At 69.5% G+C, this 23,079-nt stretch carries 18 protein-coding genes and 1 tRNA gene; 12 read left to right on the top strand and 7 right to left on the bottom strand.

Features of this window, described 5'->3' with window-relative positions; genetic code table 11:
• Positions 1-156 precede the first annotated feature (156 nt).
• Complete coding sequence (locus tag ACH442_RS34285) at positions 157-564, top strand: TIGR02611 family protein (protein ID WP_396342212.1); 408 nt, start codon at positions 157-159, stop codon at positions 562-564.
• 55 nt (positions 565-619) lie between these two features.
• Positions 620-691 (top strand) — tRNA-Val (locus ACH442_RS34280).
• A gap of 503 nt (positions 692-1,194) precedes the next feature.
• On the opposite strand, the gene ACH442_RS34275 is transcribed toward ACH442_RS34280, so the two are convergent.
• From ACH442_RS34275 to ACH442_RS34250, 6 genes are all read right to left on the bottom strand, one after another.
• The gene (locus ACH442_RS34275) at positions 1,195-1,344 is read right to left on the bottom strand and encodes a hypothetical protein (RefSeq protein ID WP_396342211.1); all 150 of its coding nucleotides are present in this window, start codon (positions 1,342-1,344) and stop codon (positions 1,195-1,197) included.
• 383 nt (positions 1,345-1,727) lie between these two features.
• The gene (locus ACH442_RS34270; RefSeq protein ID WP_396342210.1) at positions 1,728-2,726 is read right to left on the bottom strand and encodes a cellulose binding domain-containing protein; all 999 of its coding nucleotides are present in this window, start codon (positions 2,724-2,726) and stop codon (positions 1,728-1,730) included.
• Between the two features lie 154 nt (positions 2,727-2,880).
• A complete protein-coding gene (locus ACH442_RS34265; protein WP_396342209.1) occupies positions 2,881-4,923 on the bottom strand; it encodes a caspase family protein in 2,043 nt (680 codons plus the stop codon).
• Positions 4,924-4,927: 4 nt separating this feature from the next.
• Positions 4,928-5,269: a hypothetical protein gene (locus tag ACH442_RS34260; RefSeq protein WP_396342208.1), complete on the bottom strand. Its 342-nt coding sequence runs from the start codon at positions 5,267-5,269 to the stop codon at positions 4,928-4,930.
• Positions 5,270-5,364: 95 nt separating this feature from the next.
• Entirely contained in the window at positions 5,365-6,045 is a 681-nt protein-coding gene (locus ACH442_RS34255) for a hypothetical protein (RefSeq protein ID WP_396342207.1), read from the bottom strand.
• Positions 6,042-6,716: a hypothetical protein gene (locus ACH442_RS34250; RefSeq protein ID WP_396342206.1), complete on the bottom strand. Its 675-nt coding sequence runs from the start codon at positions 6,714-6,716 to the stop codon at positions 6,042-6,044. Before ACH442_RS34250 ends, ACH442_RS34255 begins: the two co-directional genes overlap by 4 nt.
• A gap of 418 nt (positions 6,717-7,134) precedes the next feature.
• On the opposite strand from ACH442_RS34250, the gene ACH442_RS34245 reads away from it, so the two are divergent.
• The 8 genes from ACH442_RS34245 (at position 7,135) to menC (ending at position 18,894) form a co-directional block, all read left to right on the top strand.
• On the top strand, positions 7,135-8,433 hold the full coding sequence (locus ACH442_RS34245; RefSeq protein ID WP_396342205.1) for a hypothetical protein: 1,299 nt from the start codon (positions 7,135-7,137) through the stop codon (positions 8,431-8,433).
• A gap of 190 nt (positions 8,434-8,623) precedes the next feature.
• On the top strand, positions 8,624-11,422 hold the full coding sequence (locus tag ACH442_RS34240) for a S8 family serine peptidase (protein WP_396342204.1): 2,799 nt from the start codon (positions 8,624-8,626) through the stop codon (positions 11,420-11,422).
• A gap of 480 nt (positions 11,423-11,902) precedes the next feature.
• Positions 11,903-13,750, top strand: coding sequence for an SCO2524 family protein (locus ACH442_RS34235; protein WP_396342203.1), 1,848 nt, complete (start codon positions 11,903-11,905; stop codon positions 13,748-13,750).
• A 1-nt stretch (position 13,751) separates the two neighbouring features.
• Positions 13,752-14,681, top strand: a complete 930-nt coding sequence (locus ACH442_RS34230) for an SCO2523 family variant P-loop protein (RefSeq protein WP_396342202.1) — start codon at positions 13,752-13,754, stop codon at positions 14,679-14,681.
• Positions 14,678-15,706, top strand: coding sequence for an SCO2522 family protein (locus ACH442_RS34225; RefSeq protein WP_396342201.1), 1,029 nt, complete (start codon positions 14,678-14,680; stop codon positions 15,704-15,706). Before ACH442_RS34230 ends, ACH442_RS34225 begins: the two co-directional genes overlap by 4 nt.
• On the top strand, positions 15,690-16,640 hold the full coding sequence (locus ACH442_RS34220; protein ID WP_396342200.1) for an SCO2521 family protein: 951 nt from the start codon (positions 15,690-15,692) through the stop codon (positions 16,638-16,640). The genes ACH442_RS34225 and ACH442_RS34220 overlap by 17 nt, the downstream gene beginning before the upstream one ends.
• Positions 16,641-16,951: 311 nt before the next feature.
• Complete coding sequence (locus ACH442_RS34215) at positions 16,952-17,758, top strand: GNAT family N-acetyltransferase (RefSeq protein WP_396342199.1); 807 nt, start codon at positions 16,952-16,954, stop codon at positions 17,756-17,758.
• Positions 17,755-18,894: an o-succinylbenzoate synthase gene (menC, locus tag ACH442_RS34210; RefSeq protein WP_396342198.1), complete on the top strand. Its 1,140-nt coding sequence runs from the start codon at positions 17,755-17,757 to the stop codon at positions 18,892-18,894. The genes ACH442_RS34215 and menC overlap by 4 nt, the downstream gene beginning before the upstream one ends.
• A gap of 46 nt (positions 18,895-18,940) precedes the next feature.
• On the opposite strand, the gene ACH442_RS34205 is transcribed toward menC, so the two are convergent.
• Positions 18,941-19,603, bottom strand: coding sequence for a hypothetical protein (locus ACH442_RS34205; RefSeq protein ID WP_396342197.1), 663 nt, complete (start codon positions 19,601-19,603; stop codon positions 18,941-18,943).
• 162 nt (positions 19,604-19,765) lie between these two features.
• Here ACH442_RS34205 and ACH442_RS34200 point away from each other — a divergent pair, with 162 nt between their 5' ends.
• Both ACH442_RS34200 and ACH442_RS34195 read left to right on the top strand, forming a co-directional pair.
• Positions 19,766-20,953, top strand: a complete 1,188-nt coding sequence (locus tag ACH442_RS34200; RefSeq protein ID WP_396342196.1) for a HupE/UreJ family protein — start codon at positions 19,766-19,768, stop codon at positions 20,951-20,953.
• 137 nt (positions 20,954-21,090) lie between these two features.
• Entirely contained in the window at positions 21,091-23,052 is a 1,962-nt protein-coding gene (locus tag ACH442_RS34195) for a fibronectin type III domain-containing protein (RefSeq protein WP_396342195.1), read from the top strand.
• Positions 23,053-23,079 lie beyond the last annotated feature (27 nt).

The raw sequence follows: 23,079 nt of genomic DNA, 5'->3' as shown, positions 1-23,079 counted from the left end.
CGAAAACCCCTCCGCACAGGACGCAAAAAGATATCTTGTCCTGTTCTGCCCATGTACTCGGTTCCGCCCGGCGTCGGGTGGTCCAGCAGTTGACTTACTCCGGTAACGTCCATTCGTCCCGGGCGGTGACGGGGCCCCGGGACACTGGGGGATGAAATGGGTGTAAAACCGGACGACAAGGCTTCTGACGTGCGTCTGCTCGACCGTATCCGTTCCAACCCCACCGGGCGGCTAGCTCTGAAGATCGGCATCGGGGTGCTCGGCGCCCTGGTGGTGGCCCTGGGCATCGTGCTCATCCCGTTCCCCGGGCCCGGCTGGGCGATCGTCATCCTCGGCCTGGCCATCTGGTCCGTCGAATTCCACTGGGCCAAACGACTCCTCGACTTCACGAAACGGCACGTGCTCTCCTGGACCCACTGGATCGGCCGGCAGAGCCTGCTGATGCGCGCCGTCATCGGCCTCGTCGGCATGATCTTCGTGGCCGCCGTCGTCTACTTCGCGGTCCGTTTCAGCCTCGGCATCGACCTCGTCCAGGTCGGCCGCGACTTCCTGGCGAAACACTGAGTGGGACCCGGTTCGCGCGGGGCCGCTGAGGTCCGGTAGAGTTCCATCTCGTTGAGGGCGATTAGCTCAGCGGGAGAGCGCTCCGTTCACACCGGAGAGGTCACTGGTTCGATCCCAGTATCGCCCACATAGTCTTCTAGCTGCAAAAACACCCGCCACAGAGATCATCTGCGGCGGGTGTTTTGTCATGATTTTGGGAGCGGACGGGGAGCAGTGGCACCGGTCGGATGGTGACCTCTCCCCGAACACGGATTGTCCGCTCCCTGCGTGAGCGCCACTACGTTGCCGAGGTGGTCACCGTTTCCCGGTGTCCTCCCAGCGTTCTTGCAGGCCGTCGACGAGTCGTTGTTCGACGGTAGGGCTGACGTGGCGGTAGATGCCGTGTACTCCCCCGGTAGGCCTTCCAGGTCAGCCGGACCTTGACCGACAACGGGGCTGGCCGCCCTTCGAGCGGGTCGGGAATGCGCGGCGAGGGCCGGCCGGCCACGGCGTCCGGTCCGCATCGGGGTCGGCGGCGTAGAACCGGAACCCGGCTGCGTAGCCGGGGGTCGGTGGCGGCGATGAGCTCGAGCACGGCCGGAGGCCATCCCCGAACAGTCGACAGCGTGAACTCGACCAGCTCCGGCCCGGTCATCCCCTGCGCGGTGGCGGGGGCAGCACGGTCTCGGTGGCACTGAGTCCCCACACCAGGCACGGGGCCTCCGTGATCGCCGGGACGGTGGTGCAGGAGGCCGGATCGATTGCCGGGCCACCGGTCGGGTCGTGGACCTGCATGAACACCGACACTCCCTTGAGGCCCAAGGCGAGCACCGGCCCGTCGTTGACGATATCGGCCAGCAGGCGCGGGTGCGGGCGGTGAGGGGAGTGCGGGCGGCGGTGCCCCCGAACCCGATGGGATCGGCCAGGTCGCGGCCGGCCAGCGAGGCCGCTACCCGGGAGCGGGTACCGTCGGCGCCGACGAGGACATCCGCGGTGTCGGTACTGCCGTCAGCGAAGTGGGCGGTGACCCGACCGTCGGACAGAACCTCGTGAGACACATCTTCGGCCCCGAACCGCACCCGATCATCCAGGCTGTGGGCCAGCAGGGTTCGCAGCGGCACTCGTCCGATCATGAGAGTGTCCGTGCCCTGATCGGCGCGCCCGAGGTCGGGACACCTAGCAGGTCAGGCCAGGGGGCAGGCTGTGCCGTTCAGCGCGGCGACGGTGGCGGAGGCGTTGCTCTTCGTGTACGTGCCGAGAAGGCCGACCGTGATGCCGGCGCCGGGCTGGATCGTCGCGTTCCAGGTCTCGTTGGTCAACGTGACCGTCGAGCCGGACTGGACCCACTTCGTCGCCCACGACGACGTAACGTGCTGGTCCCCGCCCAGGGAGACGGCGAGAGACCAGCCGTTGACCGGTGTGGTCGCAGTGTTGGTCAGCGTCACCTCGGCGACGAAACCGCCCGGCCAGTCGCTGGTGGTCTTGTAGGCGACTTTGCACGGCGTGGCCGGCGGGGTGGCGGTCGTGGATACCTGGTTGGAGGCGATCGACAGATTGCCGGCCGCGTCGCGTGCGCGTACGTAGTAGCGGACCGTCCCGGTCTGGGTGCTCAGGATCGGCGCGGTGAAGGAGGTACTGGTCGTGGTGCCGAGGTACCGGGACACGTACCAGCCGTCGAACAGGTAGACGTAGTAGCCGGTCAGCTCCGTGTCGTCGGTGGACGCCGTCCAGGTCAGCTGCGCGCCGGCCGGTCCGACGCCGGTCAGGGTGAGGTTGCCGGGGGCGGTCGGTGCGGTCATGTCGCCGGTGGTGTTCGCCGGGGTGACCACAACGAGCGTGTTACTCGCCGCTGAGGAGTGGCCGTCGGCGTCGATGGCCTGGACGGTGACTTGGATCTGACCGTTCGGGTTGATGCCGGACGTGATCGTTGCGGTGGTGACGTTGCCGACGTGCTGGCCGTAGCCGACGTCGCCGAAGGCGGGCCAGTAGCTGAGCGAGTAGTCGACGGGGTCACCGGTGGGAGCGGTCCAGGCGAGCGTCACGGAGGTAGGGCTGACGGAGGTGACGTGAAGGTCGGCGGGCGCGGAGGGCGCGGCCGCCGCTGCGGCCCGACCGGCGACCAGGAGCAGCGCGCCGGTGGAGAGCAGAACGGCCAGCAATGCACGGAAGCGGTGTGTGAGCATTCCTTGACCGTCCGGCATTCCATAGATGACTGTCAACCAATTGGCAGGCGGTACTCGACCTTCGGGCGGCCCGGTCTATCGGTGCTGGACAGAATTCCGGCGGCGACTACAGCGGTCCGGCGGCCGGCGTGGCGCGGCAGGAAGGCGGGGGAGGCTAGGTGCGCAAGCGTTCGTACACCGCTCGGAGGAAGTCGTCGGCCGGGAGTTCGGGACGGGACGAGGTCTGTAGCGGCTCAGGGCCGTTACCGGAGCGAAGGTCGTACAAGTGCACGGTCCGGTCCCGGCGGCCCAGGGCCGCGTGAGTGCCGGAATGATCGAACGTCAACCAGCACGGGGCTCGCAGACTGTCACGTATGGTGCGCCGCACGCAGCCGGTTCGGATGTCGTACAGGCGGGCTACGCCGTCGTCGGTGAGGGTCATCAGGGACTGTCCGGGGCCGTACAGGATCCGGCTCACCGGAGGGTCATGGCGGTCCAGCAGCGTCCGGCCCAGGCGGATGTCGAAGACGCGGACTCGGCCATCCTCGGTGAGGGTGGCCAGCGTACGACCGTCCCGTCCGGCCAGGATCTCCGTCGGAATGGCCTCGTCGCGCAGGTCGGTCAGCTTCTCGCCGGTCGTGAGCGATCGCAGCCGTACGCCTCCCGACGCCAGCGTCGTCGCCGCCCACCCCGCGCCCGTGTGAAAGGCGACCTGCCGGGGTGAGTGGGCCCCGGTCAGGACCGAGAGTTGGCGGCCGGTCCGCGCGTCCCAGACGCGTAGGGTTCGGTCCTGGCCGGTGGTGAGCACCCACCCGCCGTCCGGGCTGAACCCGCCGCGCCGGATCGCACCGTCGTGGCCGCGCAGCGTCCGGGTCCTCCGGGAAGTGCGCACGTCCCAGATCTCGGCGACCGGTTCCCGTCCGATGTTGAGCAGGAACGGTTCGGACTGATGCAGTGCCAGGCATCGCCCGGTCGTCTCGAGTCGTGCGGTCGGACGGCCGCTGGGCAGGCCCCACACGCGTACTGTCCGGTCTCTCTCGGTCGTGGCCAGCATGGTGCCGCCTACGCCGATCGCGTGGTTTCCCACGCCCTTGGAGATGGTGAGGCGCAACCGGCGCGTCGCTACGTCCCAGATCTCGATACGGCCGTTGCGTCCGGCAACGATCAGCGTGGCACCGTCCGGGCTGAAGACGGGCCGAGGCAGCGGCCCATACCTGGTCCCCGCCTTCGCGGCGGCGGGACCACGAACGGGCGCGGCGGTGACGGCGGGCTTGTTGGCGGCCATCTTAGTAGCAGGCGCGGCGGTGACGGCGGGCTTGTTGGCGGCCACCCTCGCAGCGGCCGGGGTGGCGACGCGGGCCGGCTTGATGGCAGCCGAGGCGCCGGTAGCGGGCACGGTGACGGGCTTCGGAGCCGTCCGCCGCGGCCCGGACGGACTCACCCGCGGTTTCGGATCAAGGTGCGGGCCCCGTACGGCGGTAGCACTGCGTCTGTCCGCAGACCCGCCCGCCGATCCTGTCCACCGGTTGCGAGACAGCACGATGCCGACGCCCGTGCCGGTCATCCGGTTGGCCGGGGCGGGGAAGCCGCCCGCCCGCATCGCCGTTTGTAAGCGTTCGAAGAGGAACTGAGCCGAGAGCAGTTCCGGGCCCTGGTGTACCCCGTCGCGCAGCAGCTTGATCAATTCGCCGCTGAACGCGGTGTGTGTCCGGCCGGCCGGCGCCACCGCCTTGCGGTTCGACTGGGTGGCGGTGAGCAGGTAGCTGTTGCCGTCGACGCGACCGTTGACCGCGAGTCCGCTGTAGCAGCAGTCCAGAATGACGACCGTGTTCTGCGCCTGATTGTGGTGCACCGTCTCGTGGAAGAGGTCGAAGGCGAGCCCGCTCAGCTGCGGATCCGACTTCACCGTGCCGCGCATCGCCAGGTAGAGGCGGTTGTCGTCGCCGCGCAGCCCGTGTCCGGCGAAATACACGACGAGCGTGTCGCGGGCGGCCTCGGCATGCTCGCGCAGCACCTTGATGGCGTCGTGAGGCTCGGTGGCCTCGGGGACGACCTCGTATCGGTCGTCCGCCACGATCCCGTGCGTCGGGTCGGTCAGCAGAAGGCCCAGATCCCGGACGTTGTTTCGTACACCGGGGAGCTCGCACAGGTCATCGTCGTTGTAGCGGCTGGAGCCGATGATGACCAGGTTGGACCGATCCCGTTGCGGGACGTGCACGTGCTCACCTTTCGTCGATGGCGATCCGGGCCAGTTTCTCGGCGAGCGCGGCCGGGTCGTCGCCGCCGGTGACGGTGATCCGGCACACGCCGCCGACCTCGATGGTCACCTGGCGCCTCCGCTGCGCCCCGAACGCGATCAGCGATTCTGCCAGCGGGGTCAGCGCGCCGGATACGACAGCGGTGGCGAGCGGCACCACGATGTCGGTCATCGTGCCCATCGCCTCCGGGTCCACCGGGCCGGGCTGCTGCTGTATGCATCCCCGCAGCTCGCGCTCGTCACGTAGCCAGCGGCTCAGCGCCATGGCGTCCCGGTCGTCGCCCTCCACGTCGAGTCTCAGATTCATGCGGTGCAGATTAGCCACGGGCGGGGACCGGATCCGGGTCGTTCACTCTCCCGGATCGCGTTGTCCGCCGGACGCGGTCGGCGGAAAGGCTGATCTCACCCCCGCTCCTCCTTGCGGCGCCGGGTTCGTTCCATCAGCGCCGCATGCCAATTGCGGCCCGGCGCGCCGCAATTGGCGCCGATGGCGTCACGCAGCCGGGCGGTCTCCCTGTTCAGACGCTGTACGTCCTGTTCGTAGCGCTCGCGGTGGGTTCGCAGCACGTCACGGTCGACGCGTAGCGCCTCGAGCGCGTGCCTCGCCGCGCCGGCGTTGCCGCCGCCCCGGTGCGTCGCGGCCTCGATCGCGCGAATGTTCTCCCTGACCTTCTTCTCCGCGCCGCGGGCGTCGCCGAGCATGGTGTACGCCAGGTCGGCGGTCTGCCGGGATTTCTCGTGCAGCCCGCGCAATTCGGCGAAGTCGAGCTCCCGCTGGTGTTGCCGGAGGCGCGCGGCGACCTTGCGCTCCTGCTCCTTGACCTGGGCGTGCACGCGTTTCTGCTCGGCCTCCCACACGGCGCCGAGCGCCTTCTCGAGAATCGCCCGGACCTGCGCCTCGGTATAGAGCGTCTGTCCCCCGCCCGGCGGGTGCTGCTTTTTCTTCTTCTTTCTCGGCGGTGCCGGCTGCGTGTAGTGAACTACCTGCCGGCCGCTTCGTGGGCGCTCCTTGGCGCCGGACTGGACGACCAGCGCCACGATCACGCCGATGCCGATCACGAGCAAGAGGCAGAAGGACATCATGCCTTTCCACCGCTCGGCAAAGCCCGCAGGCTGAGCGCCTCGAGCACTGCGGCCGCGCCGTCCTGCCCGGCGACGACCGAGGTCATCGCGCGGGAAAGGACGGGTACGGCGAGCGCCGCCATCGCGGCCAGCTCCGGCCGTCCGGTCACCAGCCGAGTCGCCCTGCTCATCGCTTTGCCGAGTTCGCGCCGGTCCGCCTCCCGCCGGCGCAGATGCTCGCGGGCCTCCGCGAACGACTGCCGGTTCTGCCTCTGCCACTCGGCCTGGCGAGCCATCTCGGCCTGGAACGCCGCGTCGATCCGAGCCATCTCGGCCGCGAACCGCCGATCAGCCTCGGCCCGCCGATGCGCGCCCTCCAGTTTGATCGCCCGAAGGGCCGCGTCGAACCGCTCCTCAAGCCCGCCCAGATCGGCCGCCACGGGCCTCGGCTTGCGGGCCGAGCGCCGTATCGCCACGCCGCCGCTCGCGGTGCCGGTTCTCGCGGCGCGGACCGATTCCGACCGCCTCCCGTCGCCGGCCACATGAAGACGCTGTACCTCGACCCGGGACGCCACCACTTTCGCCACCAGCCCGGAGAGCCCGAGCAGGGGTCGAAGGGCGACGGCGAACTCAAACACCGTCCCCGTGAAGAACGGCTCCTGGCCGTCATAACGGACGAGCTCCGCAGACATCGATCAACTCCGGACAGAAGCGGGCGTTTCGCGGCCCGAACAGGCCGGTGTCAAGAATGTCCAGCAGGATCCGGTCACCACATACTCCGCAGCGACAGAACAAACGGCCTGAGCGGGCTAACCCACCCGATACAGTCCATCCCCCTTTCGAGAAAGTGCTCTGCGGGCCTGCGGATGCTCCGCCGGTGAGGGAGCCGCACGGGAGTAGGAAGGTCCGGCGCCGCGCACCTGTCGTACGTCACGTTCACGCAGTCGGTCGATTGGTTCCGGTTCGGCCGGTTTCGGCGTACGGCGATGGGCGTCTCTGTCTTTGTGGTGGTCACCTGCGCGGATGTCGGCGATGACGCGGGGTCGTACACTCCCAGTCCGCGGCACCGGGGGAGTGCCGCGTAACCCCTCGAAACGGAGACGTTCGCGCATGAAGCGCTTCCTGGCCGGCGCCCTCGCCGGTGGTGTCACCCTCACGCTCGCGGTCGGCTGTGCCAAGCAGATCGAGCAGCTCGAACCGAAGCTGGAGATCAAGAAGGCGGCCGAGGCCCTGGGCGCGACCGGCAAGGCCGGGTTCACGCTGAAGGCCGGCGGCAGCGCCGAGGACCTGATCGCGCTGGCCAAGAAGGATGCCGGCACCGGTGAGGACGCGTTCACCGACGAGGACGCGGACATGCTGCGCAAGCTCTACAACTCGTCGTTCACCATCGGCTGGGACAAAGGCGGCGACGGCGTCACCGACGACCGTGGCTCGGTCAGCGCGGTGATCGACGGCGTCACCGGCCTCGACGTGCGGGTCATCGACCAGGTGGCCTACGTGAAGGCGCCGGTCGCCGAGCTCGCCGCGAAGTTCGGCGCGTCGAAGGCGGACGTTCAGGACATGCGCAAGGAGATGGGCTCCTCGATCGACGGCCTGGACACACTGGTCGACGGCGGCTGGGTCTCGGTCGCCCTGACCGACCTGCAGAAGTTCAGCGGGGCGGCCGGCGCCGGCGTCACCCCGAGCGCCGACCCGGCGCAGAACGACAAGGCCGTCGCCGAGATCAAGGCCGGCGCGCAGAGCCTGATCGAGGGCGCGGACGTGGTGCGCGACGAGAAGGACAAGACGCACCTGACCGTCACCACGTCCACGACGAAGGCGTACGAGCAGGGCAAGCAGCTGATCACGTCACTGTCGAAGATCGGCGGGGAGTCCACCTCCGGCCTGCTCGACGAGACGCTCGGCTCCGAGTTGGACAAGCCGCCGGCCGACAAGCCGATCGTGCTGGACCTCTGGGTCGACAACGGCCAGTTCAAGGCGCTCGAGATCAACCTGATCCAGTTCGTCGAGGGCGGCACCGGCCGGGCGTCGCTGCGGGTCGAGCTCACCTCGGGCGTGGACATCGCCGCCCCGACCGGCGCCAAGAAGATCGACCTGAGCAAGCTGGTCGAGTCGATGGGCGCTTCCGGTCGCGGCACCGGCCCCACGGGCATCGGCGCGGCCGACGGTGGCAGCGCCGAGCAGTGGGCCGACATCATCGGCTCGCAGGCCACGCTGCTCGCCATCTCCAAGGGCGGCAAGCCGGCGTCGCACCTCAAGGAGGCCGTCGCCAAGCTGACCCTGCCGGGTGTCAGCGCGAAGGTCGTCCGGTCCGGGGTCGCGCAGGTCACCTCCGGCACCAGCGTCGCCTGCGTGACGGTTCCGGCCAGCACCGACGGTGAGCCGAAGGTCGTCGCGCACGCCTGCTGACCACCTGTCGACCACGAGAGCCCGTCCCTGTCGCAGGGGCGGGCTCTCGTCGTCCCGGCGGTTGACCCGGAGTGATCAGAACGATGCGTTCTGTTGATCTCCCCAAAGAACTAACATCCACGTACGTCGAATTGATGTTCGTCTTTGGGGGGATGTTTTGGGAGTCAGGGGACGTGGGGTGCGCCGTGCGGTGACCGGGGTTGCCGCCGGGGTGCTGGTCGTGGGGGTGTGGGCGCCCGGCGCCGGCGCGCAGGGGCCGGAGGATGCCGCGAGCCGGGCCTACGAGCAGATCGGCGCACTGCAACAGCTGAAGAAGTCGTTGTCCGGGGCGGAGCGGAAACTGGACAGCCGGCTCGCGGTCGAACTGCGGCGGCGCAGCGGGAAGGTGGCGGCGAGCGCGCTGCCGCAGGTGTCCACCGGGGTGGAGGTCTCCAGCGCGGGGACGACGCGGGTGGAGGTGCACGCCGGCAAGGTCGGCGACGACCTGCTCGGCCGGCTGCGCAAGGCCGGGGCCGGCATCCGGTACCCGTCCGCGGCGACCGGGACCGTGCTGGTGGACGCGCCGGTGGGGGCTCTGACGACGATCGCCGGGTGGTCCGACGTGACGTCGGTCGGTATCGCGCACGGGCTGATCAGCGGGCACGAGACCGACCCGCGCGACAAACCGGTCACGGAGTCCAAGGACGCCCGGGCCGCCCGGGTCGAGCAGACCGTGCGGGCAGCCGTGTCGAAGGCCGCGGCGGTCGCGCCGAGCCAGGGCGCGGTGGTGTCCGAGGGCGATCGGACGCACGCGGCCGACACCGCCCGGACCAAGTTCAAGGTCACCGGCGTCGGGGTGAAGGTCTGCGCGCTCTCCGACGGGGTGGACTCGCTGGCCGCCTCGCAGGCGAGCGGCGACCTGCCGGCCGACGTCGACGTGCTCACCGGGCAGGAGGGCAGCGGCGACGAGGGCACCGCGATGCTGGAGATCATCCACGACCTCGTGCCGAACGCGCGGCTGGGCTTCGCGACCGCGTTCACCAGCGAGGTCAGCTTCGCCGACAACATCCGGGCGCTGCGGTTCACGGCCGGCTGCGACATCATCGTGGACGACGTCGTGTACTACCACGAGAGCCCGTTCCAGGACGGTCTGCCGGCGCAGGCGGTCAACGCGGTGATCGCGGACGGCGGGTTCTACTTCAGCTCGGCCGGCAACGAGGGCAACACGCTCGACCGGACGTCCGGGAACTGGGAGGGCGACTTCACCGACTCCGGCCGGGGGATCGAGAAGTTCGCCGGGCAGGCCCACGACTTCGATCCCGGTCCCGGGGTGCAGGTCTTCGACCCGCTCTCGCCGAACAGTGCGCGCCGTGTGTCCTCGCTGTGGTGGGCCGATCCGCTGGGCGGGTCGGCGAACGACTACGACCTCTACCTGATCAACGCGGCCGGGAACGTCTCGGACTTCTCCCAGGACGTCCAGGACGGCAACGACGACCCGTTCGAGATCCTGCAGACCGGTGCCGGGAGCAACCAGAAGCTGGCCGTCGTCAAGTACTCCGGCGCGAACCGGTACATCCAGCTCAGCGTCTTCCGCGGGCGGTTCACCGACTCGCCGGACGGCACGCTCAAGGCGTTCTCCACGCCCGGGATCACGCGTGGGCACAGCGCGGCCGTGGGCGCGTTCTCGGTCGCCGCGGCGCCGGCCGCCGGGCCGCTGCCGTTCGACCTCGAGGACGGCGACCCGGCCAACCCGGCCGGGCCCTACCCGAACGTCTTCACCCGGCAATCGCTGCCGGAACGGTTCACGTCGGACGGTCCGCGGCGGGTCTTCTACAACGCCGACGGCACGCCGATCACGCCCGGCGACCTCAGCTCGACCGGCGGGACCGTGCGCGCCAAACCGGAGATCACCGCGGCCGACGGGGTGCTGACCTCGGTGCCGGACTTCGCGCCGTTCTTCGGGACCTCGGCCGCCGCACCGCACGCCGCCGCGATCGCCGCGCTCGCCCTCTCCGGCAACCCGGGAATGACCAACGCGGAGATCCGGGCCGCGCTCACCGGGACCGCACTCGACCTGACCCCGGCCGGCCGTGACAACCGCACGGGCGACGGCGTCGTCCGGGCCGACCTGCTGCTGCGCAACACCGGCGCGACACCACAACCGCTGGTGAAGGCCGGGACGCCGACGGTCACGCCGGTCACCGGGGACGGGGACGCCTATCTGGAGCCCGGTGAGAACGCGACGGTCACCCTTCCGGCGATCAACACCGGCGACGGTACGGCCACCGGAGTCAGCGTCGTGACCGGCACGGACGACAGCCGGGCGACGGTGGTGCCGCGCGCCGTGTCGTACGGGAACATCGCCGCGGGCGCGTCGAAGTCGAAGAACGTGACGCTGAAACTGGCACCCGGATATCCGCTCGGCAAGCCGGTCACGCTCTCGGTGAAGATCACGTTCGCCGGGTATCTCTCGCCCACCACGGGCACGGTCGTGGTGCCGACCGGGCAGCCGTCGGCAACCGTCCGGGACTTCGCCTACACCGGCCCGCCGGTCGCGATCCCCGACAACGACCCGACCGGGGCAGCGGCCACAGTGGACGTCAGCGGTGCCGGCTACGCCTCCACGCTGACGTTCTCGATCGACGGCACGGCCTGCTCCACCGACACCGGCTCGGCCGCGGTCGGCCTCGACCACACCTACGTCAAGGACCTGGTCGGCACGCTGACCGCACCGGACGGCCGGACCGCGACCCTCTTCGCCCGGGCCGGTGGCAGCGGCAACAACCTGTGCCAGGTGGTGTTCGACGACGCCGCGACGCGGCCGTTCGCGTCCGCGGAGACCGCGGACGCGCCGTACACCGGCGCCTGGAAGCCGGCCGACCCGCTGGCCGCACTGCGGGTCGCGCCGGTCGACGGCACGTGGACGTTCCGCGTGGCCGACCTGGCCGGCTCGGACGCCGGGTCGTTGCGGGCGTTCTCGCTGCACGTGACCGGGTTCGAGGCGGGGTAGCGGTGACGGCCCGGGCGGGGTCACTCCCCGTCCGGGCCTTCTGCCGGGCCGCCACCGGCGCACTTGACCGGCTCTCACCAGAGCCGGTCACCACGGCCGATTCTTGTCTCGTATTCGCCGGTGGTCATCCGTCCGGGAAGATCACCGGAGAGCATTGTGAAAATCGTCGGAGAGACCGCGGATCTCATGCTGCGGGACGTGCCGGATCATGATCGGTGGCGTGGCGTGAACCGGTTTTCTCCCCACCTCCGGGATCTCGGACGACCATGCGGATCACGAGACCAGCGACTATTGATGATCCATTGGAGAGGGTTCCCTGAAACGGATTATGTCGGCCGGCTCCTACTGTTTTCGGGGGGTCCCGTCGAGCGGGAGAGGGGATATGCTGTGCCGAAGATGACCGGTGAATCCTGAGGTATCGCAGCGCGGCGGCCGCCGTCGACCGCATTCACCTGGGAGAACAACGATGGTTGCCGACCGATGAGACTCCAGCCGCGCCAGGAATTGCTGTCGGTGTGGAAGGCGATATCGCGCTGGTGCGGCCCGGTCCGGTCCTTCAACTGGGCCGACCGTGGTGGGCGGAATTCGATCAGCGATGCCGAGCTGCTGCTGTGCCTGCTGCTGCCGCCGCAGCGGCTCCCCGCGATCCGCTTCGACCGGCCGGACACCACTGAGCCCGACGTTGTCTCGGCCCTCTATGCGTTCGGCGGGCCGGTCGACATCCCGCAGCGGGTGGTCGAGCTGATCGGGAGCTACCTGACGACGTACACCGATCCCCTGACCCAGCTGCCGGTGTTCGCCGGCGGCAACTACCTGACCACGGCCCCGGGCGATGACCGGGAGCCGACCCCGGAGCAGCTCCGGCTCGAGGTGGTGGACGCGTTCGCGACCTCGGTGGTGCTCTGCACCGCGGTGATCCAGTTCCTCCGCAACTACCGCGCGCAGGTTCAGCGCAGGGCCTACCTGGACGAGATCGCGCGGGTCGAGGCGGACGCGCAGCGGCGGCTGACCGCGGCGATGGTGGGGCTGCAGCGCAGTTTCACCATCAGCGTCTTCGACTCGGACAGCTCGCAGGGCCGGGTGCTGCGGGAGACGTCGTTCCCCGGCTCCGGCTTCTCCGGCGACCTCGTCGGCCGGATCCGTCGCTCGCTGCGCCCGGTCATGGCCGGTCTGCGGGAGCTCGGGACCTGCGACGACCAGGTGGACGACCTGCTGGACGACCGGGGGGACAAGCTGTTCGAGTGCGGGTGGTCGTGGGGCGTGGTGCAGGGCGCGGCGGAGGTGAAGACCTCCGTCGGGACCTTCAACCAGCCCGGCCCCGCCGAGCCCGCGCCGTATCTGTACTTCACCGTGGTGGCGATCGACGGCATCCGTGACCTTTTCTCCCAGGAGACCCGCCTGGCCGGTCTGCTCACCGACGAGCAGCAGAGCCTGGCCCGCGTCCTGCAACTGCAGTGGGACCTGGCCCAGCGGTACTGGTCGGCCGTCGCCACTCTCGGCGATCAGCGCTGGCCGGTCGAGGAGCTGCCCTGGCGGACCACCGACGAGGAGGAGAGCGACTACTACAGCGTCCTGGTCCTGTCCCTGGTCCGGCATGCGCTCGCCGACCGCGGCGCACCCGACTCCGACCTCGCCCGGATCACCAGTGTGCTGTCCGACCTGGCCGACCGCGGCCGGATCCGGCGTCGTCCGCTGGCCGACGACCCCGCGCTGCTGATGCACCAGCCGGGCCGGTGGGTCACGCTGGTCGGCGCGGAACAGGTGGGGACGGAGTCGCCGCCGATCGGCTGGCGCCTCGGCGAGTTGTCCAGCCTCCTGCTGGGCCGCGTGCTCGCGCTCGCGGCTCAGGTCAACGACCCGCAGGAGGAGGCACGACTGGTGGGCCTGGCCGACGACATCTGGCGGCACCTGCACCGCCGCCGCCTCGGTGACGACACTCCGGGCGCCGGGCTCTGGGACGACCCGAGCAGTGTCTACCCGACACTGCCGCGGCGGGACAAACCCAGCTGGTACCACACCACGAGGGTCGTGCAGTGCATGAGCACCGCGGCAGAGTACCTCCAGCGGGACTCCCCACCCGGCACCCTGCTGTCCGGGTATGCCGCCGACCTCCTCGGCGAGGCCGAGCGGGTCTTCGACAAGGAGCAGCTGCGCAACTCCAGCGGTGGCGGCCCCGCCCTGCGGGACAGCCTGACGAAGCAGGGGATCGGCATCCGCCGGGCCCGCCGGCTGATGGCGACCCGGCCGGGCAGCGCGGCCGCCATCCTCCACAACGTCCTGCGCGAGCTGGACAAACTCGCCGCAGCCCGCGAAGCGGCCGGGGATTAGCGTGCTGGTCTTCGCGGCCTCCGACAAGGGCGGGACGGGGAGGTCGGTGACGAGCTGCAACGTCGTGTACCGCAGCGCCCTCTCCGGTTCCGACGTCTGCTATCTCGACTTCGACTTCGGGTCCCCGACCGCCGGGTCCATCTTCCAGATCAACGACGTCACCCGCGGGGTCCGGCGAGGTGGCCTGCACTCCTACCTGCTGGAACCGGACACTCAGACCACCGGGGAACCGCACCGCATCGACGTGTGGACCCAGTCGTCGCGGGCGAGCCTGCGGCAGCGGCCACCCGGCTCGGGCAAGCTGATGCTCTTCCCCGGCGATCAGGACGGCGGCGAGTTCGGGCCGGACAAGGAGGCGTTGCGCCGCTGCGTGCACCTGCTCCAGGCGCTGGACGAAGAGTTCGACATGTGCCTCGTCGATCTGAGCGCCGGACGGTCGTACGCCACGCAGTTGGTTCTCGAAGCGACCGCCGATCCGGCCCTTCGCGGGGTGGCGGCCCGCTGGCTGGTCTTCCACCGGTGGACGCGGCAGCACATCCCGGCTGCGGCCGGACTCGTCTACGGCAGGGACGGAATTCTCGACGTCGGGTTGCGGGCCGGCCACGACAGGGACGAGTTGCAGTCGGCCATCAAGTTCGTCCGCACCGCGGTCGTCGACCCGGACTCGATCGAGCTCAGCGGCCTGCGCCCGGCCCAGGTCGCGTGGCTGCGCGACTGCGACCAGGACCTGGGCCGGCTCGCCGCGATACACCAGGTGGGCCGCCGGGCGATGCTCGGCGAGGTCCCGTTCGACCCGGTGCTGCAGTGGCGCGAGCAGCTGATCTCCGACAACGACGTGGTGGCCCGGGACATCGCCAACAACGCGACGGTGGACGCGTTCGACGACCTGGCCCGCAAACTCGCCACCGACGAGGAATGGGACAGCCTATGAGAACCGACGCCGGTTTCTCCGAGTCCACCGCGGACGCCCGGGTGGAAAGGACGCCGCTGTCCCATCTCTCGGTCGCGCTGGGCCATTTTTACGGCGCGGATCTGGGACAGGACGAGGATTTCTTCGTCGAGCACTTCAAGCGGATCGGCGTGTGGTTCGCCGCGGCGCGCTCCGCCTGCGAGATGACGATCCCGCGGACCCCGCGAATCTCCACCTGCCTGGTGATCGACGACTACTTCGGCCGGCCGGAGCCGCCGCCGGCCCTGATCCCGAAACTCGTCGCGGCGGCCCGCAAGGCCGGTCTGGAAATCGATTACCTGGTACGGGAGTCCGGCTGCGCCGGCAACGTGGCCGGCGTCGCCCCCGACCCGGCCGAGCCGGAGACCGGGCCGCCCGGGCTCTCCCTCGCCGAACTGGTCGAGGCCCGGATCGTGGAGGATCCGCCGCCGAACACCACCGCGGCTCGCCCACCGGTGAGCGACACCGGCTGGCTCAGCAACGGGCAGCGGTCACCGGCGACCGAGACCCACGAGGCGATGAAACGGCCCCCGGCATGGCGCCCACCGGCCGAGAACGCCGCGGTCAACCACTCGATCTTCGCTGATGTCGAGCTGTGGCGGGAGGAGGCCCACGGCCGGATCTGGTCGTGCGCGATGCTGGCGGCCGTCGGGCAGTTGCTGCGGCTCGGTCTGCTGCGCGACGACGGGCGCTCGGTCGCCGTGTCGCGCCCGTTGCCACCCGACCTGCCGGACAACTGGCCGGCGCTGCCGATGGTCCTGCAGATCGACGAGCGGGCGGCGCCGTTCAACGCGTACCGGGTGATGACGGTCTGCGACCCGATCTTCCTGCCGATCGAGAACGCCGTACGGACGATTCTGCAGCAGGTCGCGGTGGACCCGGCCGTGCTCGGTCAGGTCAGCGAACGGGCCGGGAAAGAGGGCGTCACGCTGCCGCGGGAAGTGGTCGACCGGATCGAATACCTGTTCGTCGACACCGGGCCGGTGCGCGGTGCTGATCCTGGGTGAGGTGTTGACCGCGGCGCTGCGCCACTCCGGCGGCATGCCCCGCGACCTCGTCGAGGACGTCCTGGGGCTGCTGGCCGGCGAGCGGGTCCGGACCTTCGAGCGGCCGATCAGTCATGCGGTGAGCCCGAAGACCTACACCGGCGTGGACTGTCGCATCGCGGCCCGCTCGGGTGCCGGGGTCCGGGGCGTCGGCACGCTCATGGGCCGGGCCTGCCTGACCGGCGGCCGGGTGCTGCAGAGCTCGGCGGTGGCCCGGATCGAGCCGGTCGGCGGCGGCTTCCGGCAGCCCTGGTCGCACTACCTCGGACGGCTCGGGACGGTGGAGACGCTGGGCCGCCCCGATCTGCCCGGGACGGTGGACGCGCACCTGCTCGGGGGCCGGTCGTCCTCGTCGGCGATGGGGCTGGGCGCGCTCTGCGTCCGCCTGCTCACCGAGGTCCAGGGCTCACCGGTGCTGGACCGGAAACCGCCGGTGCGGTCCCGCCGGACGGTGCTGCGCTGGGCCGCGACGATCAAGGACGACACCGACTGCGTGAAGTGGCATTTCACCGTGCGCGAGGACGGTCTGCGCACCCTCCGGCTGGAGCTCGGTCCCACGCGGATCGACGACATCGTCAACCTGTGTGAGGATCTTGCGCTGCACGACTGGTTGCTGACAGCGCTCACGTCGATCATCGAGCAGAGCCGGATCGGTGCGGGGCAGCCCGCGCAGAGCGTTCTCCGGCTGCGGCCCGCCGTCGACCACCTGCTTCACCTCTGGATGCCGGCGGCCCGGCTCGACGGTTTCGCGCTCTCCGTGTGGGAGGGGCTGGAGAGCCGGCCCGGGTTGTCGCGGCAGTGGGAGGCGTCGGTGCGCCGGGTGCGTGACCAGATGGCGATGGCCGCGGCACTGGTCGGCAATCGGCCGCCGGAGAGGAAACAACTCTCCGGTTGAGCCATATGGGACCGTTCAATGTCGGCGCGTCCGAAATTGATCAGGTCCCGCAGGTCTTGCCGGACAGCCACCATCCGGTTTGGCTACTGCCGCTTTGTCGCGACCGGCGAACTATTTAGTACTTGCGATGTCTCTAATCATTCGTGACAGGTAGGATCGACGGAAACAACTATAAGTGGCCGAGGTTCGCGTCTGTCTCGGGAGAAATGCCGGGTGAGTGGCGTACCAATGGCCTGAAATCGCGGCTGGACACCACTTCCCAGTCCAGTTCCGGAAACGGCGGGGTGACGTTGTTGCAGACCGGAGGCGCCGTGACGGGGCGGCACACCGCGGCCGGCTGGGAAGCCGACGTGGAGCTGCTGCGCACCGCGGGTCAACTTGAAGCCGCCGCCCAGTTGCTGTGGAACGTCTGGGGAGCCCGGACTGTCGCCGAACGCACCGAGGTGATCAGCACCAGCCTGTTACGGACGTTGTTCCACACCGGCAACTACGTCGCGGGTGCCTACGTGCACGGCGAACTCGTCGGCTGCATCGTCGGCTTCTTCGGCTCCCTCTCGGTGGACGGCCGCCCGGACCACCTGCACTCCTCGATCGCCGGAGTGCTGCGTGCGGAGAGTAACCGCGGTGTCGGTTACGCCATGAAGCGGCACCAGCGGCAGTGGGCGCTGGAGCGCGGCTTGCGAACCGTCCGCTGGACATTTGACCCGTTGGTCTCCCGCAACGCCTACTTCAACCTGTGCAAACTGGGCGCCACCGTCGCGTCCTACGAGACGGACTACTACGGCCAGCTCGACGACGGGGTCAACAACAACCAGGACACCGATCGTCTGCTGCTGAACTGGGACCTGCTCGACCCTTGGGTCGAACAAGCGATCATCGGCGAGTTCGGCGAGATGAGGCGGCATGCGCTCGCCTCCCCCGAGGCCGTGGTGATCGAGGTGCCGGAAGACATCAGCCGGCTGCGCGAGGTTGACGGCGTGCGAGCCGAGCGGGAACGCGCCCAGGTGCGCGAGAGGTTCCGGTCGCTGCTGTCGCAGGGCTACCGGGTGGTGGGCATGGACAAGGCCCGCAAGTACATCCTGCTGCCCGTCGGCGTGGAAGCGGTACACGACGAGTGAGGATCGCGCGAATCCGGCTGCACTGGGTGCGGCTACCCTTGGTCACCCCGTTCCGGACCTCCGTGTACACGGAGTATGACCGCGAAGCCCTGCTCGTCAGCGTTCACACCACGGACGGCATCGTCGGCTGGGGCGAATGCGCCGCCATGGCGGAACCGGTCTACTCGCCGGAATACCTCGAAGGCTGCGTGCAGGTCCTGCGTGAACGGCTGATCCCGCTGGTCCAGCGCCTCACCGAGGTGACCGCGGAAAACACCCGGGCCGCATTCACCGCCGTCGACGGCAACGCGAACGCCAAATCGGTCCTCGAGATGGCGATCCTCGACGCCCAACTCCGTCGGGAGAAGACGTCCCTCGCCACCTACCTCGGCGCGACCCGCACCTCCGTGCCGGCCGGCGTGTCCCTCGGCATCATGACCCGCGACGAACTGCTCGACGCCGTCGACCGGTTCTGGAACCGCGAGCACTACCGGCGGATCAAACTCAAGATCCAACCCGACTGGGACGAGGAACCCGTCCGGCTGGTCCGCGAGTTCCTGCCGCCCGGCGCGGCCGTCCAGGTCGACGCGAACGGCGCGTACACGCCGGCCGACGCCGGCCGCCTCGCCCGGCTCGACGACTACGACCTGCTGATGATCGAACAGCCGCTCGGCGCGGACGACATCGACGGCCACGCCGAACTCGCCCGGCGCGTGAAAACCAGGATCTGCCTGGACGAGCCGATCGTCTCCGCGGCGACCGCGGCCCACGCCATCGACGCCGGCGCGGCCGCCATCATCAACATCAAACCCGGTCGCGTCGGAGGCTACCTCGAAGCGCGCGACATCCACGACGCGTGCGGTGCGCGCGGCGTGCCGGTCTGGGTCGGCGGCATGCTGGAGACCGGCATCGGCCGGGCCGCCAACGTGGCCCTCGCCGCGATGCCGCACTTCACGCTGGTCGGGGACCTTTCCGGGTCGGAGCGCTTCTACAAACGGGACATCACCCCGCCGATCGTCGTCCGTGACGGGCACCTCCAGGTCCCGACCGGCCCGGGCATCGGCATCGAGCCGGACGTTGCGGCCCTCGACGCCGCCACCGAGCGCACCGAGTGGATCGACCTCGCCGCCGAGTCGATCACCGCCCGCGCCCGCTGACCACGACGGCACTGCGGGCGCTCCCACCGGCCGGATCGTGGCCGGGTCAGTGGAGCCAGACGATGACGCCGGTGACGTTGTGCAGAACGGCGGCTACTCCCGCCCGGACGGCGTTGCCGCAGCGCTCGGCGGTGAACGACGCCGGGTCGTAGGTGGAGGCGGAGCCCAGCCCTTCGCCCCGGAAAGACGCGCCGGCCCAGTCGGTGGCGGTGACGTTGCCGGTGGGCTCGGCCAGTTCGGCTCCGACGACCAGGAACTGCTGGTCCAGATGGCTGGCGGTGACGATCGCGAGCGGGTCGACCAGTGAGTCCCCGGCGCTGACGATCAGATCCGGGCGTAGCTTGATTGCCTCGCTGATGCTCGCGATGGGGTCGTGAGCGCCGGCCACGATCGTCCGCAGATCGGCTTTTTCGCTTCTGGCCCATTCGTTCACGGCGCTGACCAGCGCCTTCGTCGGGGCGTCGTCGCCGATGGTCAGTAGCACCACGCGGTAGCCCTCCGGCGGGTGCACGCCGGACCACGACCCCGGGGCGGGCGTGATCGTGCTCTCCGGCGCGGGGCTGGCCGAGGGCGCCAGGAAGCCCGGGCCGAGGGAGCCGACGGGGGTGGGTGCGGCGTGCGGCTCGGACCAGTCGTCGCCGGAGCCGCATCCGGTGATCAGCATGGCGGCCGCGGCGATCGTGGCGACGGCCCGGAACGGGTGGCGCAAGGTGGGTCTGCCTCGTGGTGGGGGGTGGTGACGACCCTTCCTACACCGGATCCGCGGCGTTTCAAGGCCGGGGACGACCTTGTCGCCAGCGGTTCGCCTACCGTCTTGATCTTGTTCACCGGAGGCGTGCACGGTGCTCAGGCCACATCCGAAGGAGCCACCGTGTTGCGCCGTGCCATTGCCGCCGCCGTTCTGGGGGTCGCCGCCACGGCGACCGTCCTGCTGAGTGCCGGGCCGGCGCTCGCCCACGGCTTCAGCTCCACCGTTTACGTCGACGTGACCGCGGGAGACACCGGTCACGTCCGCACCACGGTGGAACTGGAGTACGACCTGTTCATCGTCTCGGCCGCGGACTACGAGAAGGACGACCCGCTGTTCCGGGCGGGGACCGACGCGTTCGAGGCCGAGGACGACGCGGCGATGGGTGCGGCGCTGAACGCGCATCGGGACTCCGCGGTCAGGTACGTCACCGAGCGTCTCGGCGTGAAGTCGGCGGGCGCGGCCTGCACCGGCACGCCCGTCGGGGACTTCGTCATGGAGGTGCGCGAGACCGTTCCGTACGCGAGATTGGTCCTTGATTGGAATTGCCCGGACGTGTCGGATGCGCACGACCTGCACAGCGGGCTCTTCCCGGACACCGAGACGTATGTCAAGGGCGTCAAGACCATCGTCATGTACGAGCTGGACGGGCGCACCGGCAGCGCCGCGCTCGACGCGAGCAAGCCGTCCTTCTCCACCGGGCAGTCGTGGGAGCAGCGGTTCGGCGAGTTCTTCCTGCTCGGGGCGGAGCATCTGCTCACCGGCATCGACCACATCCTGTTCCTGCTGGCGCTGATCGCGGGCTCGCGGCGGCTGCGCGAGATCGTGCTGGCCGCGACCGCGTTCACCGCGGCCCACTCGGTGACGTTCCTGCTGGCCGCACTGGGTCTGGTCGACGTGCCGGCGGCCGTGGTGGAGCCGATCATCGCGCTCTCCATCGCGGTGGTCGCGGCGTGGCATCTGTGGCGGCTTCGCACTCACGTGCCCGACCTCCCGCCGGGACGTGGCCTGGATCGTGCCGGTTGGACCCGGCTCGGGGTGGTCTTCCTCTTCGGCCTGGTCCACGGTCTGGGGTTCGCCGGGGCGCTCGGCATCGACGAGGCGTTCTCCTGGACGCTGCTCTGGTCATTGCTGGTGTTCAATGTCGGCATCGAGGCGGTCCAGCTCGGTGTCATCGCCGTGATCTTTCCGCTGCTCATGCTGGTGCGACGCAGGTCACCGCGGGCGGGGCTGTGGACCACCGGGCTGATTTCGGCCGGTGTGTCCGTGATGGGACTGATCTGGTTCGCGCAGCGCGTCCTGCAGGGCTGAGGTCTTCCGGTGGGTGCCACCGATGCTCTTGATCTTGTTAACTCCCGATTCATCCGACCGGACCAGCTTGATCTCGCTTCCCAGAACTTTCTCAGCGGGAAGCCATCTCTCTCATCCGGAACAAGGAACGGACACCGATGAGAACCAACCACTCGAAGCAGGCCTCCGGGCTTGCTCGGAACCGTGTGGCCGCAGGGGCCACCGCGGTCTTCCTCGGCATGGCGGTTGCCCTGGGCAGCGGCCTTGTCACCCCTGCGGTCGCGGCGGACAGTTCGGTCTCCGCGATCATCCTCGGTGTGGGCGCCAACGAGGCGCAGCGCATCGTGACCTGGTACTCCAGCGTGGACACCGCGCAGCAGATCCAGGTCGCCCCGACTGCCTCCCTGGTCAACGGCGAGTTCCCGGCGAACGCCGTGACGTTCGCCGCGACCGGTGCCGCGAACATCGCCAGCAGCGGTGGCTACAACCGGCACGCGACCATCACCGGTCTGCAGGAGAACGTCGCCTACTCGTACCGGGTGGGAGCCGAAGGCGCCTGGTCGTCGACCTACACGTTCAAGACGCAGAACTTCGAGGGCGACTACGACTTCCTGTTCTACGGCGACCCGCAGATCGGGGCTTCCGGCAACCTGGCCAAGGACCAGGCCGGCTGGGCGGACACGCTCGACGTGTCGACCACCGCCAATCCCAACGCCGAGCTGCTGGTCTCCGGCGGCGACCAGGTCGAGACCGCGAACACGGAGTCGCAGTGGAACGCCTTCCTGGCGTCCGACAAGCTGCGTCAGTACCCGTGGGCCGCGACCATCGGTAACCACGACGTCGGTGGCAAGGCCTACGAGCAGCACCTTTACACCCCCAACACCGACCGGTCGACCTCGTACTACGCCGACAACTCCGGCGCCACGACGTCGGGCGGCGACTACTGGTACATCTACAAGGACACGCTGTTCATCGACCTGAACAGCAACTCCTACGACAGCAACAAGGGTGGCGGCGACGCGGCGCACGTCGCATACGTGACCGACGTGATCAACAAGCACGGCGGCGACGCGAAGTGGACCGTGCTGGTCTACCACCACTCGATCTACTCGGCGGCGTCGCACGCCAAGGACGCGGACAACAAGGTGCGCCGGGTGGACTTCCCGACGACCTTCTCGAAGCTCGGCGTCGACCTGGTTCTGCAGGGCCACGACCACGTCTACACCCGCAGTTATCTGATCAAGAACGGTCAGAAGGCGGACCCGGCCGAGCAGCCCGGCCAGTCCGAGGTCTTCGCCGGCCCCGGTGGCGTGCTCTACGTGACCGCGAACTCGGCCTCGGGTTCCAAGTACTACGACATCACCACCCCGGACCAGAGCGGCACCAGCGGCGCGGGCAACGGCGCCGACCCGCTCAAGCCCGAGGACTACTGGTACAACTCCGTGCAGAACCAGGAGCACGTGCGGTCGTACATGAAGGTCGAGGTCCGCAACGACAAGCTGGTCGTGGCGGACGTCCGGAGCGGCACCTGCGCCGCCCCGAACGCCGCGGTCGAGCTGGGCAGCTCCTGCTCGAACGGCTCGGACAAGGGCGTGGGCACGGTCGTCGACAAGGTGACGGTGCACCCGTACCACGGCGACAACCAGGACATCCAGGTGAACGTCCCGACGCTCGCGCCGGGCGAGTTCGGCTGGACCATCGACGGCAAGAACGGCCTTGTCGACCTGGGCACCGCCACCGAGGACAAGGCGTACAACCTCTCCGCGAGCGGCAAGATCAACCCGATCAAGGTGTCGGACAGCCGGCGCACGCTCTCCCCGTGGTCGATCTCGGCCAACGTGGGCGACTTCCAGGACGCCGGCAAGACCATCGCCGGCTCCGCCCTGGGCTGGACGCCGTACCTGGTCTCGGCCGGTGCCGGCGCGAACCCCGGCCCCGCGGTCGCGAACGCCACCGAGCAGGGCAAGGGTCTCGCCGAGTCCAGCGTGCTGGGTTCGGCCGCGCAGGGTCACGTCCGTGGCTCGGCGACGCTCGGCGCCTCCCTGAACTTCAAGGTTCCGGACAGCGTCGACAAGGGCAGCTACCGCACCACCCTGACGATCACCGCGCTGAGCAGCTGATCGTTCGACCGGAAGTTGGGGCGGGCG

Origin of the sequence: Actinoplanes sp. NPDC020271 (assembly GCF_044388125.1) — a bacterium.
In the GTDB taxonomy this organism is placed as follows: Bacteria; Actinomycetota; Actinomycetes; order Mycobacteriales; family Micromonosporaceae; genus Actinoplanes.
Note: the sequence above shows the minus strand (reverse complement) of the source record. Positions and strands in the feature narration are given on the sequence as shown.